The sequence below is a fragment of the Xanthobacter autotrophicus genome (assembly GCF_029991245.1).
Classification (GTDB): Bacteria; Pseudomonadota; Alphaproteobacteria; order Rhizobiales; family Xanthobacteraceae; genus Xanthobacter; species Xanthobacter autotrophicus_C.
Genome location: NZ_JAIVFO010000047.1, coordinates 17038 through 30060, shown reverse-complemented (window position 1 = coordinate 30060; position 13023 = coordinate 17038). Strand labels below are relative to the sequence as shown.

General features: G+C 69.5%; 12 protein-coding genes. 11 read left to right on the top strand and 1 reads right to left on the bottom strand.

Going from position 1 to position 13023, the window contains the following annotated elements:
• Nucleotides 1-147: 147 nt before the first annotated feature.
• Nucleotides 148-900: a sulfite exporter TauE/SafE family protein gene (locus K9U41_RS10265; protein ID WP_282640741.1), complete on the top strand. Its 753-nt coding sequence runs from the start codon at nt 148-150 to the stop codon at nt 898-900.
• 61 nt (nt 901-961) lie between these two features.
• Here the strand turns inward: K9U41_RS10265 and K9U41_RS10260 are convergent, their stop codons facing one another.
• Entirely contained in the window at nt 962-1402 is a 441-nt protein-coding gene (locus K9U41_RS10260) for a MarR family winged helix-turn-helix transcriptional regulator (RefSeq protein WP_349237844.1), read from the bottom strand.
• 217 nt (nt 1403-1619) lie between these two features.
• On the opposite strand from K9U41_RS10260, the gene K9U41_RS10255 reads away from it, so the two are divergent.
• From K9U41_RS10255 to K9U41_RS10210, 10 genes are all read left to right on the top strand, one after another.
• Nucleotides 1620-2897 (top strand): amidohydrolase/deacetylase family metallohydrolase, encoded by a 1278-nt coding sequence (locus K9U41_RS10255; protein WP_282640739.1) that lies wholly within the window; start codon nt 1620-1622, stop codon nt 2895-2897.
• Entirely contained in the window at nt 2894-3748 is an 855-nt protein-coding gene (locus tag K9U41_RS10250; RefSeq protein WP_282640738.1) for an alpha/beta hydrolase, read from the top strand. The genes K9U41_RS10255 and K9U41_RS10250 overlap by 4 nt, the downstream gene beginning before the upstream one ends.
• Nucleotides 3745-6102 (top strand): xanthine dehydrogenase family protein molybdopterin-binding subunit, encoded by a 2358-nt coding sequence (locus K9U41_RS10245; RefSeq protein ID WP_282640737.1) that lies wholly within the window; start codon nt 3745-3747, stop codon nt 6100-6102. The genes K9U41_RS10250 and K9U41_RS10245 overlap by 4 nt, the downstream gene beginning before the upstream one ends.
• Nucleotides 6099-6962: an FAD binding domain-containing protein gene (locus tag K9U41_RS10240; protein ID WP_282640736.1), complete on the top strand. Its 864-nt coding sequence runs from the start codon at nt 6099-6101 to the stop codon at nt 6960-6962. The genes K9U41_RS10245 and K9U41_RS10240 overlap by 4 nt, the downstream gene beginning before the upstream one ends.
• Nucleotides 6959-8176, top strand: a complete 1218-nt coding sequence (locus K9U41_RS10235; RefSeq protein WP_282640735.1) for a xanthine dehydrogenase family Fe-S subunit — start codon at nt 6959-6961, stop codon at nt 8174-8176. The genes K9U41_RS10240 and K9U41_RS10235 overlap by 4 nt, the downstream gene beginning before the upstream one ends.
• Nucleotides 8177-8207: 31 nt before the next feature.
• On the top strand, nt 8208-9368 hold the full coding sequence (locus tag K9U41_RS10230; protein ID WP_432715770.1) for an ABC transporter substrate-binding protein: 1161 nt from the start codon (nt 8208-8210) through the stop codon (nt 9366-9368).
• Between the two features lie 167 nt (nt 9369-9535).
• Nucleotides 9536-10408: a branched-chain amino acid ABC transporter permease gene (locus tag K9U41_RS10225; RefSeq protein ID WP_282640734.1), complete on the top strand. Its 873-nt coding sequence runs from the start codon at nt 9536-9538 to the stop codon at nt 10406-10408.
• A complete protein-coding gene (locus K9U41_RS10220) occupies nt 10405-11445 on the top strand; it encodes a branched-chain amino acid ABC transporter permease (RefSeq protein WP_282640733.1) in 1041 nt (346 codons plus the stop codon). Before K9U41_RS10225 ends, K9U41_RS10220 begins: the two co-directional genes overlap by 4 nt.
• Nucleotides 11442-12278: an ABC transporter ATP-binding protein gene (locus K9U41_RS10215; protein ID WP_282640732.1), complete on the top strand. Its 837-nt coding sequence runs from the start codon at nt 11442-11444 to the stop codon at nt 12276-12278. Before K9U41_RS10220 ends, K9U41_RS10215 begins: the two co-directional genes overlap by 4 nt.
• Nucleotides 12271-12975, top strand: a complete 705-nt coding sequence (locus K9U41_RS10210) for an ABC transporter ATP-binding protein (protein ID WP_282640731.1) — start codon at nt 12271-12273, stop codon at nt 12973-12975. The genes K9U41_RS10215 and K9U41_RS10210 overlap by 8 nt, the downstream gene beginning before the upstream one ends.
• The last annotated feature ends 48 nt before the right edge of the window (nt 12976-13023 follow it).

The window sequence follows — 13023 nt, the reverse complement described above, 5'->3', positions numbered from 1 at the left end:
CTCCCTACCCTCCCCCGCAAGCGGGAGAGGGTTCATATCGCTCTCAGTCCCAAACCCTGCCGCCCCGACCCGGCACCCCCGCCGCCACGCTCTGGCGGAAACGGCCGGACAGGGCTATCCCTCCCCGCCTCAGCGGGAGAGCGGTGCGTGATCGTCGATCCGGTGTTCTATGCGGCGGCGGTGCCGGCGACGATCCTGGTGGGCCTGTCGAAGGGCGGCTTCACCGGCCTGTCGGTCCTTGCCCAGCCCATCCTGACGCTGGCCATGTCGCCCATCCAGGCCGCCGCGATCCTTTTGCCCGTGCTCATCGTGCAGGACGTGGTGAGCCTTTATGCCTATTGGCGACGCTGGAGCGTGGCCGAGCTGCGCCGCACCCTGCCAAGCGCGGTGGTGGGCATCGTCATCGGCTATCTTCTGGCGGCGTCCGTCTCCGACCAGGCGGTGGCCTTGGGCATCGGGCTTCTCTCCATCGCCGAGGCCGCTCGCCATGCCCTGTCGAAGGGGCTCAGGCGCCCGGCGGGAGAGGCCGGGCCGGCGTCCGCCGCCCTGTGGAGCGCGGTGGCGGGCTTCGTGAGCATGATCGCCAATGCCGGTGGCCCGCCCATGATGATCTACCTGCTGCGCCGGCCCCGCCTCTCGCCCGAGCAGTTCGCGGCGACCACGGCCGCCTTCTTCTCGGTGGTCAACTGGGTGAAGGTGCCGTTCTTTCTCGCCCTCGGGCAGATCACGGGGGCGAACCTTGCCACCTCGGCGGTGCTGCTGCCGGTGGCGGTGGTCGCCACCTTTGCCGGCGTGCAACTGGTCCGCCGCGTGCCGGCCGACCGCTTCTTCGGGATCATCTACCTCATCCTCGCCGCGGTGGGCGCGAAGCTGGTCTTTGACGGCCTGCCGGGCTTCTGATCCGGTCCCCCGACTGCCCCCTCTTTGGGCGCCTGTTCCCTGGACCGCAGCCTGCCCATAATTAGAGCAGATCGAAAGTGCTCTGCCGGCCGCCGTGCGCCGCAATAATTTTCTTCATGATCTCAATGAATTGTATCCGCTCGTCGGGGCTGAGCATGTCCACGGTCGCGGCGTGGGCCTGGCGGGCCATGGCCTCCATCTCGTCCAGCAGGCGCCGCCCCTCCGGCGTCAGCGCACAGCTCTGCGAGCGGCGGTCGGTGGCCGAGGTCCCGCGCCGCACGAGACCGCGCGTTTCAAGGCGTTTGAGGGCGCCGGTGGTGGTGGTGCGATCCAGCGCCACGATGCGCGAGAGGGTGGTCTGGTCCGCCGCCTCCCGCCCTGCCAGGGCGGACAAAAGGCTGTACTGCACCGGCGTCACGCCGAACGGGGCGCACAGCTCAGAAAACAGGCTGACGTGGATCTGATGTACCCGCCGGGCGAGGAAGCCGGGGCGATCGGACAACGGCCACCCCTCGCCGGCAGGGCTCTCCGGTGCGGTGCTAGATGCATCTGACTTTGCTTGTGATTTCGTCACGCCCGCGATCCCTTCCAGCGCCTCGGCCGGTCCCGATTTTGATCCAGATCAAATTCTGGCACATGCCATGCATAACCGAAATACGAAGCATACTTCGCTTTTTCGATGCGGCCGCGCCACCGCGTGGACATGGACGGAGATCCTGATGGCTGACCCTGCGGGCTACGATATCCTCCTCAAGGGCGGACATGTCATCTGCCCCGCCTCCGGTATCGACGGCACCTGTGACGTCGCGGTGCGCGACGGGCTCATCGCGGCGGTGGCCGACACCATCCTGCCGTCGAGCGCGGTGGAGACCATCGACGTCTCCGGCAAGCTGGTGCTGCCGGGCATGATCGACACCCACGGCCACGTCTACCAGTACGTCACCGGACGCTTCGGCCTGAACCCGGACATGGTGGGCGTGCATTCGGGCGTCACCACCGTCATCGACCAGGGCGGCCCCTCCTGCATGACCCTGCCGGGCTTTCGCAAATTCATCGCGGAGCCGTCCGACACCCGGATCTATGCTTTCCTCTCGGCCTATCTGGTGGGTGGACTGGAAGGTCATTACTACCCGAACCTCTACAGCCCCGACGGCGTGGACATCGACGCCACGGTGCGCGCGGCGATCGCCAACCGCGACCTGGTGCGCGGCATCAAGGGCCATGCGGAAATCGGCGGCTTCGCCCGCTGGGGCATCCGCGTGATGGAGATGGCGGCGGAGATCGCCCGCCGCGCCGAGCTTCCGCTCTATGTGCATTTCGGCACCCTCTGGGGCCTGCCCGACAGCGGCGCCAACGGCGAGGATGCCGACACCATCCTGGAGCGCGTCATTCCGCTGCTGAAGGAAGGCGACGTGCTGGCCCATCCCTTCACCCGCCATCCCGGCGGCTTCGTGAACCAGCAGGGCGAGGTCCACCACGTCATCCGCGCCGCCCTCGACCGCGGCCTGAAGGTGGACGTGGGCCACGGCAGCCACTTCTCCTATCGCCTCGCGAAGAAGGCGATCGCCGCCGGCGTGGTGCCGCACACGCTGGGCGCCGACATGCATGGCTACAACACCCATGTGCCGGCGCCCGCCGGCACGCCGGCCGAGCACCATGACGACGAGAACCACCCCTTCAAGGGCCAGGCCCGCTTCAGCCTGACCCAGGCCATGAGCTCCATGATGGCGCTCGGCCTGTCGCTCCAGGACGTGGTGCCCATGGTCACCACCAACCCGGCGCAGATGCTCGGCCTTGCCGACAGCCTCGGCGCGCTGAAGGTGGGCACTGCGGCCGACATCTCGGTGCTGGACGACCATCGCGGCCGTTTCCTGCTGCGCGACAACGAGGACACACGGGTGATCGCCGAGCGCCTGCTGACCCCCGCCTTCTGCCTGCGCGCCGGCAAGCGCTTCGACGCCGACGCGCCCATCCTGCCCCAGGCGGTGGCGGCGTGAGCGCGGCTTCCGATCCGGCCCCGCAGGAGGTCTGGGAAACCCTGTCCCAGGCCGAGCGGGATGCCGCCTACAACAACAACGCCGCGGTGCAGGACAGTGCGGCGTGGGTGACGGCGCGCGACCTTGCGGCGGCCAAGTTCCGCGCCGCGGCGAACGCCCATCTCGACATTCCCTATGGCGAAGGCGCGCGGCAGAAGCTGGATCTCTATCCCGGCCGGCCGGGCGCACCGTGCCTTGTCTTCATCCATGGCGGCTACTGGCAGCGCAACACCCGCGAGGCCTTCGTTCATTATGCGCAGGGCCTGCTGGCCCACGGCTGGTCGGTGGCCCTGCCCGGCTACACGCTGGCACCCGAGGCCCGCCTCGGCGAGATCGTGGCGGAGATCGGCGCCGCGCTCGACCTTCTCGCCCGCGATGGCGCGCGCCATGGCATCACCGGCCCGCTGGTGGTCTCCGGCTGGTCCGCCGGCGCGCAGCTGGCGGTGATGCAGCTGGACCATCCGGCGGTCGCCGCCGGGCTTGCGGTGTCCGGCGTCTATGAGCTGGCTCCTATCCGCGATACTTTCCTGAATGGCGCGCTCGACCTGTCCGACGCGGAAATCACAGAATTTTCGCCGCTGCGCCTCCACCCTTCCCCGAAGCCGCTGGCCATCGCCTACGGCACGGACGAACTGCCGGCGCTGGTGCATGACTCTCGCGCCCTCGCCGCCCAGCGGGTGGCCGCCCACGCGCCGGGCGCGCTGCTGCCCATCGCCGGCGCCAACCACTTCTCCATCCTCGACGAATTGCGCCGCCCCGACGGCCAGCTGGTGCGCACCGCCCTCGATCTGATGCCGGGAGCCGTCGCATGAGCGAGACCCAGGCACACGAAGGCGTGGGCGCCCGTCTTCCGCGAAAGGAAGACGACCGGCTGATGCGCGGGCGTGGCCAGTTCATCGCCGATATCCGCATGACCGGCATGCAGGACGTGGCGTTCGTCCGCAGCCCGCTGGCCCATGCCCGCATCCGCGCCATCCATGTGCCGGACGACCTGAAGGGCCGCGTCTTCACCGCCGCCGACCTCGACGGGGTCAAGCCCATCCGCGCCGTCTCCGGCCTGCCGGGCTTCAAGGTATCGGAACAGCCGGTGCTGGCCACCGGCAAGGTCCGGCAGGTGGGCGAGCTGATCGCCATGTGCGTCGCCGACACCCGCGCCGAGGCCGAGGACATGGCCGCGCGGGTGGAGCTGGACCTCGAGGAACTGCCCGCCCTCCACGACATGCTGGCGGCGCGCAAGCCCGGCGCGACCCTCGTGCACGAGCACTGGGGCGACAACGTCTTCCTCGAAAGCCTGGTGAACATCAACATCGAGGCGGCGTTCGACGCGCCGGTGAAGGTCTCGCGCACCATCTCCACCGCGCGCCAGTGCATGGCGCCCATCGAGGGACGCGGCACCGTCATCCATTTCGATCACCGCTGCGACCAGCTGGTGGTCCACACCGCGAGCCAGATGCCGCACATCGTGCGCTCGGGCCTCTCCGCATGCCTGCAGATGGAAGAGGGGCAGATCCGCATCATCTCCCCGGATGTGGGCGGCGGCTTCGGCTACAAGGCCATCCTGCTGGCGGAAGAGGTCTGCCTCGGCTGGCTGGCGCAGAAGCTGCTCCGTCCGGTGCGCTGGCTGGAGGATCGGCGCGAGCACCTCACCGCCAACGCCAATTGCCGCGAGCATCATTACGAGATCACGCTCTATGCCGAGCGCGACGGCACGCTGCGCGGCATCGACTGCGAGGCGAGCGTGGATAGCGGCGCCTATTCCGCCTATCCCTTCTCCGCGTGCCTTGAGGCAGCGCAGGTGGCGAGCATCTTGCCCGGCCCCTACGATTTTCCCGCCTATCGCTGCCGCACCTGGTCGGTGGCCACCAACAAGTGCCCCATCCTGCCCTATCGCGGCGTGGCACGCACCGGCGTGTGCTTCGCGCTGGAAGTGGCGCTCGACGCGCTGGCGGCGGAGCTGGGCCTTGCCCCCGAGGTGGTGCGGCTGAAGAACCTCGTGCGGCCCGAGCAGATGCCGTTCGACAACATCACCAACAAGCATTTCGACAGCGGCGATTATCCGCAAGCTCTCCACCGCGCCCTCGACGCCATCCAGGCGGATGCGGTGCGCACCCGCCAGACGGCGGGCGAGGCGGATGGGCGGCGCATCGGCCTTGGCTTCTCCATCTATTGCGAGCAGGCGGCCCACGGCACCTCGGTCTATTCCGGCTGGGGCATTCCCATGGTGCCGGGCCACGAGCAGGCCGGCGCGCGCCTCACCCCCGACGGCGGGCTGGAACTGCGCATCGGCGCCCATTCCCACGGCCAGGGGCTGGAGACGACGCTGGCCCAGGTGGCGCACGAAATCCTCGGCATGCCCGTCGCCCGCACCCGGCTGGTGCACGGCGACACGGCCATGACGCCCTATTCCACCGGAAGCTGGGGCTCGCGGGTGATGGTGATGGCCGGCGGGGCGGTGGCCACCGCCTGCACGGAACTTGCCGATCGCATCCGCCGCATCGGCGCCCACATGCTGCAGGCGCCGGTGGATCAGGTGCGGCTCGAGAACGGGCGCGTGGTCGGCCCCGCCGGTGATGTCACCATCAGCCAGGTCGCCCATACCTGGTACCGCCGCCCGCAGGACCTGCCGGCGGATGTGGACCCCCACGGGCTGGAGGTGACCGCCGGCTACAAGCCGCAGCGCGACAGCGGCACCTTCAGCTATGCCGCCCATGCGGTGGTGGTGGCAGTGGATCCGGAGCTGGGGGAGGTTGAGATCCTCGACTACGCCATCGTGGAAGATGGCGGCACGCTGGTGAACCCCATGGTGGTGGACGGCCAGATCCTCGGCGGCCTCGCCCAGGGCATCGGCACCGCGCTGTACGAGGAAATGCCGTTCGACACCTCCGGCCAGCCCTTGGCCTCGACGCTGGCGGACTATCTTTTGCCCGGCGCGCCGGAAGTGCCGCTGCCCTTCATCGACCACATGGCGACGCCCTCGCCCTACACGACGTTTGGCGTGAAGGGCATCGGCGAAGGCGGGGCCATCGCGCCCCCCGCCGCCATCGCCAACGCCATCAACGACGCCCTGCGGCCGCTGGGGGCCGAGATGCTGCGCGCGCCCGTCACGCCGCGCCGCATCGTCGAGAGCGTGCTTGCGGCCCGCGCCAACGACAGGAGCGCCGCATGAAGCCCGCGCCCTTCCGCCTGGAGCGTCCGCGCGATATCGCCGGCGCCACCCTGCTCCTCGCCGCGGGCGGCGAAGGGGCGAAGGCCATGGCCGGCGCCCAGTCCCTCGGCCCCATGCTGAACCTGCGCCTCGCCACGCCCGAGCTGATCGTGGACCTCACCGGCATCGACGCCCTGCGCACGGCGCGCGAGGAGCCGGGCCACATGGTCTATGGCGCCCTCATCACCCATGCGGACGTGGAAGACGGGCGCGTGCCGGATGTGGGCACGCACATCCTGCGCCGGGTCGCGGCCGGCATCGCCTATCGCGCCGTGCGCAATCGCGGCACCATGGGTGGAAGCCTCGCCCATGCCGACCCCGCCGCCGACTGGGTGAATGCCCTGTCCGCCCTCGGCGCCGAGGTGGAGATCGCCGGCCCCGCCGGCACCCGCCGCCTCGCCATGGGCGCCTTTCTCACCGGAGCCCTTTCGACGGCGCTGGAGGCGGGGGAGATCCTCGTGGCCGTGCGGGTGCCCAAGGTGCCGGCCACCGCCCGCTTCGGCTATGTGAAGCACTGCCGGAAGGTGGGCGAGTTCGCCCACGCCATCGGTGCCGTGCTGGTGGACCCGGCGGCGGGAACCTGCCGCGCGCTGATGGGCGCCATCGACGCCCCGCCCCTCGTCTTGCCCAACGCTGCAATGCTGTTCGGCGGCCGCATCGACGCCGGCTTTGCCACCCGCTTCGACGCACCGGCCGCCGATGCCGCCCTCACCGCCGCCGGGATGGACGATGCGGTCGACCGCCATGTGCATGTGGAGATGCTGCGCCGCGCCGCCGTCCAGGCGGCCGGCCTGTTCACCGAGACGCGGAGCGCCGCATGAACGCCCTGCCCCGGCCGGAAGGCACAGCCCTTGGCTCCTCCTCCATGATCACCCTCACCCTCAACGGCCGCCCGGTGTCGGCGCAGGCGGAGGCGCGCACCAACCTCGCCGATCTGGTGCGCGACACGCTGAACCTCACCGGCACCCACCTCGGCTGCGAGCACGGGGTCTGCGGCGCCTGCACCATCCTGGTGGACGGCGAGCCGGCCCGCGCCTGCCTCTCCTACGCCGCCGCCTGCCAGGGCGCGGATGTGGTCACCATCGAGGGCCTCGACGATGATGCCGTGACCACAGAGCTGCGCGCCGCCTTCAACCGCGAGCACGCCTTGCAATGCGGCTTCTGCACGCCGGGCATGCTGGTGTCGGCCCGCGACCTGGTGCTGCGCCTGCCGGAGCCGGACGAGACGCGCATCCGCCTCGGCCTTGCCGGCAACCTCTGCCGCTGCACGGGCTATGCCGGCATCGTCAAGGCGGTGGCCTCCGTCATCGCCGCGCGGCGGGCGCAGGGCATCGGCCCCATCACCGCCGAACGCCGGCTCGGGCCGGTGGGCGCGCGGGCCGGCGGGGCGACCGCGACCGCCGGTCCGCTGGCGAACGTCGCCCCCCTCGCCGCGCCGGTGGCGGCACCGTCGATCCTCGCCGACACCTTCACCCCCGCCCACAGCTTCGAGCAGGGCTTCGAGGTGCCGTTCCCGCCCGCCGACGTGTTCGCCTTCTTCGGCAAGATCGAGGAGGTGGCGGCCTGCCTGCCCGGTGCGATCATCGACGCCATGCCGGCCGCCGATCTGGTGGAAGGCGGCATGCGGGTGAAGCTCGGCCCCATCGGCACCACCTTCCGCGGCACCGCCCGCGTCAGCCGGGACGAGGCCACGTCCAGCGGCATCATCCACGGCGCCGGAGCGGACGGGCGCTCGCGCACGGAAGGCGAGATCCGCTATCGCGTCCTGCCGGGCCCGACACCCGGCTCGGCCCGCGTGGCGCTCACCGTGGGCTACACGCTGAAGGGCCCGCTCGCCCAGTTCGGCCGGCCGGGCCTGGTGCGCGAGGTGGCGGGCCGGCTCATCGCCGATTTCGCCGCAAATCTTGCAGCCCGCCTGTCCGGCGCGCCGACCCCGGCGGCGGCAGGCCCCGGCCTCAACCCGCTCAAGCTCCTCGCAGCCCTGATTTCCCAACGCCTCGGCGCCCTGTGGCGCCGCATCCGCCCCGCTTCCTGACCCTGACTGCCCCTTGAGACTGGAGACCATCATGATGATTTCGCGCAGGACGACACTCGCGGCCCTCGCCTTCAGCCTCCTCGCCGGCACGGCGCTGGCCGCCGACACCATCAAGATCGGGGTCAACGAGCCCCTCACCGGCGCCTTCGCGGCCTCCGGCACCTATGTGGTGAACGGCGCCAGGATCGCCGCCGACGAGATCAACGCCAACGGCGGCGTGCTCGGCAAGAAGATCGAGCTGGTCATCGAGGACAACAAGAGCAACCCCACCGAGGCCGCATCGGTGGCCGAAAAGCTCATCACCTCCGACAAGGTGCCGGTGCTGATGGGCTCCTGGGGCTCCAGCCTGACGCTGGCCACCATGCCGAAGCTGGAGGAATACCAGGTGCCCATGCTGGTGGAGACTTCCTCCTCCGGCAAGATCACCACCTCGGGCAATCCCTTCATCTTCCGCATTTCGCCGCCGTCCTCGGTGGAGGCCGACGCGTTCGAGCCCATCGCCAAGAAGCTCGGGCTGAAGAAGGTGGACTTCCTCGTCATCAACAATGACTGGGGCCGCGGCGCCGCCGCCGACTTCTCCAAGATGCTGAAGGCCAATGGCGTCGAGGTCGGCCTCACCGAGACCATGGACCAGTCGGCCCAGGACATGAGCGCCCAGCTCTCCAAGCTGAAGGCCTCCGATGCCGACACCATCATGGTGACCAGCGCCGTGGACCAGCTGACCCTGCTGTTCAAGCAGATGGCGGCGCTGGGCCTGAAGAAGCGCGTCATCACCACCGGCGGCTCGCAGAACCCGGACCAGATCATCGCCCAGGCCGGGCCGGCGGCGGACAACACCATGCACCTCACCACCTTCCTGCCCTGGTGGCCGGAGAAGACCCCGAACCCCGAGGCCACCGCCTATTTCCTCGGCGAGTGGAAGAAGCGCGGCTTCGACTTCGCCGGCGCCACCGAGAGCTTCCGCGGCTATGACGGCATCCGCACCGTGGCGGCCGCCATCGCGGCCGGCGGCGGCACCGATTCCGCCTCCATCCAGAAGGGCTTCTGGAAGGTGGACATGGTGGGCCTCAACGGCCCCATCAAGTTCGCCAAGAGCGGCCCGGCCGGCAAGGAAAGCGGCCAGTCGAAGCCCAACGTCTACCTCATCGAGATTACCGACGGGAAGGTGAAGCAGGTCCAGCTCGGCGGCTGATGCCCGCCCTCTACCGGTGTTTCCCCCGCCTTTGCGCGGGGCGTCGGGGTGAGGGACCGCACGCACTCAACTGCCTGATTGCGCACGCTTCCCTCACCCCGCTCCCAGCTCCGCGCTTCCACGGCCCGCAAAGCCGCACCGCCCCGAATGCCAGACGGACAGGCCAGATGGACCAATTGCTGCAACATATCCTAAATGCGCTGGTGCTCGGCGGCACCTATGCGCTGCTGGGCATCGGCCTCACCTTGATCTTCGGCATCATGAACGTGGTGAACTTCACCCACGGCGCACTCTATACGTTCGGCGGCTATGCCATGTATTTGGCGGCGGTGGCGCTGGGCCTCAACTTCTTCGTCGCGCTGCCTGTGGCCGTCGTGGCGGGCCTGCTGCTTGGGGCGTTCATTGAATTCACGCTGCTGCGGCCGCTGCGGCGCTCCGACATCGACACCACCATGCTGGTGATGATCGGCGCCGGCATCATCATGCAGTCGGGCACGCTGTGGATCTTCGGCGGCGTCGCCAAGGCGGTGCCGACCCCCTTCCCGGCACAGCCCCTCGTCATCGGGCCGGTGTCGCTGTCCTACGTCAACCTGTTCGTGCTGGGCTCGGCCATCGCCCTCATCGCCATCACCTATTTCACCATCAACGGCACCAGGCTCGGCCGCGCCATGCGCGCCACCTTCCAGGACCATGACACCGCCGCCCTCATGGGGGTCAACGTCTCCCTCATCTACACCGCCACCTTCGCCATCGGCTCGGCGCTGGCGGCGGCGGCGGGGGCGCTCTTGGGGCCGGTCTATGTGGTGACCCCGCAGATGGGCGAGCTGGCGGCGGTGAAGGCCTTCGCCATCGTCATCCTCGGCGGGCTCGGCTCCATCTCCGGGGCGACCATCGGCGGCTTCATCCTCGCCTTCGCGGAGGAGCTGGGCGCCGGCTACATCTCATCCGGCTATCGCGACGCCATGGGCTTCCTCATCATCATCGCGGTGCTGCTGGTGAAGCCCACCGGTCTGTTCGCCCGCGCGGAGCGGATCGGATGACGCGCTTCATCGCCCCCCTCTTCCTCGTGGTCTTCGCCCTGGTCCCCCTTGGGCTGAAGGACCCCTATCTGCTCAACGCCCTGATCATCACCGGCATCCTCACCATCTGCGCCATGAGCCTGAACCTGCTGCTCGGCTTCACCGGACAGCTCAGCCTCGGGCACGTGGCGTTCTTCGGCATCGGCGCCTATGTGAGCGCGCTCACGGCGCTGGGCTTCGACGTGAGCCTGCCGTTCGGCCTGCGCATCACCCACGAGGGCGGAGCGCCGCTGGTCGGCTTCGTGCTCGCCGTCGCGCTCACGGGGCTGTGCGGCTATCTCATCGGCCGGCTGTCGTTCCGGGTGCGGGGCGCCTATTTCGTCATCGTCACCATCTCGTTCGCCGAGGTGGTGCGGCTGGTGGCGCTGAACTGGGTAGAGCTGACGCAAGGCCCGCTGGCCCTCACCGCCATCCCCAACATGGTGCTGCCGGTGCCGGGCCTCGGCGATGTGGCGCTGCGCTCCAAGATGCAGAACTATTATCTGGTGCTGGCGGTGGCGGCGGTGAGCTACCTCGTCATCGCCCGGCTGGTGGCCTCGCGCTTCGGCCGGGCCATGCGCGGGCTAAAGGAGAATGAGTCCCTGGCCCTCTCCCTCGGCATCAACGCCACCCGCACCCTCACCGTGGCCGCCACCCTCTCCGCCGCCATGGCGGGGGCGGCGGGCAGCCTCTATGCCCATTACATCCGCATCATCGATCCGGACGTGTTCCTGTTCTCCTACACCGTCACCATGGTCATCATGGTGGTGTCGGGCGGCAAGGGCACGCTGGCCGGCCCGCTGGTGGGTGGCATCCTGTTCGGCCTGCTGCCGGTGGCGCTCAGGCCCGTGATGGCGCCGGAGGCGCAGTGGATCGTCTATGGCGCCATCCTCATCGCCATCCTGTTCCTGATGCCGCGCGGCATCGTGCCGGCGCTGGAGAGCCTCGCCCTCCGCCTCAGGCCCGCGCCCGAGGCCAAGAGCGCGGCAAAGCCCGCCGAAGCGGGAGCGAACCCATGAGCACGCATATGAGCACGCCCATGAGCCAGCCTGCGGGCACCGCCATCCTCACCGTGGAGCATGTGGGCATGCGGTTCGGCGGCCTCACCGCCATCGCCGACCTGCATTTCGACGTGCATGAAGGCGAGATCGTGAGCCTCATCGGCCCCAACGGCGCCGGCAAGACCACCGCCTTCAACATCATGACCGGCTTCCTCAAGCCCACCCAGGGGCGGGTGCTGTTTCGCGGACAGGACCTCTCCCAGACCCGGCCGAACGAAATCGCGCGGCTGGGCCTTGCCCGCACCTTCCAGCGCACCAGCGTGTTCGCCGACGACACGGTGCGCGACAATGTGCTGATCGGCCTGCACCGCCACGGCGACGTGGCGCTCCTCGACCGCCTGTTCCCCACCCCCCGCGGCCGGCGCGCGGAAGCCGCGGTGCGCGAGCGGGCCGACGCCATCCTCGATCTCGTGGGCCTTGCCACCCGCGCCGGCGAGAAGGCGGGCTCCCTCTCCTACGGCGAGCAGCGCCTCGTGGGCTTCGCACTGGCGCTGGCGGTGGAGCCGAAGATGCTGCTGCTGGACGAGCCGGTGTCCGGCATGAACGCCTCGGAAACCCAGGGCTTCGTGCGCCTCATCCGCAAGGTGCGGGACGAGGGCGTCACCATCCTGCTGGTGGAGCACGACATGCCCATGGTGATGGAAGTCTCCGACCGCATCGTCTGCCTCAACTACGGCCGGCTCATCGCGGAAGGCCCGCCGGCGGCGATCCGCTCCGATCCCAAAGTCATCGAGGCCTATCTCGGCAAGAGCGCAGCCAAGCTGGAGCACAAGGAGCCGGTCCATGCTTGAGATTTGCGATCTCGTCTGCGGCTATGGGCAGGTGGCGGCGCTGAAGGGCATCTCGCTCACCGTCGGCCAGGGCCAGCTTGTCGCTCTGGTCGGCGCCAACGGGGCGGGAAAATCCACCACCCTGCGCTCCATCTCGGGCCTCGTCCCGGCGCGCGGCGGCGCCATCCGGCTGGAGGGCGACGACGTGACCCGCGCCGGCCCGCAGCGCATGCTGCGCCTGGGCGTCGCCCATTGCCCGGAAGGCCGGCGGGTGTTCCCCCACATGAGCGTGGCCGACAACCTCGCCATGGGCGCCTATCTGCGCCCCAGCGATGCCGCCCTGAGGGACGATTACGCGCGGATCTACACCACCTTCCCGCGCCTCGCCGAGCGGCGGGCGCAGATGGCCGGCACCCTCTCCGGCGGCGAGCAGCAGATGCTGGCCATCGGCCGGGCGCTCATGTCCCGCCCCCGGCTGGTGCTGTTCGACGAACCTTCGCTGGGGCTTGCGCCCAACATCGTGGAGCAGATGTTCACCATCATCGGCTCCATCCGCGATGCCGGCACTACCGTGCTGCTGGTGGAGCAGAACGCCTTCGCCGCGCTGGAGCTGTGCGACTACGCCTATCTGCTGGAGGCCGGCCGCATCGTGAAGTCGGGCACCGGCGCGCAGCTGATCGACGATCCCCACGTGCGGGCGGCCTATCTCGGCAGCTGATCCCTTATACCAACGGCCTTTTGTCTTTGACCGATGCCGAGAGGGCCG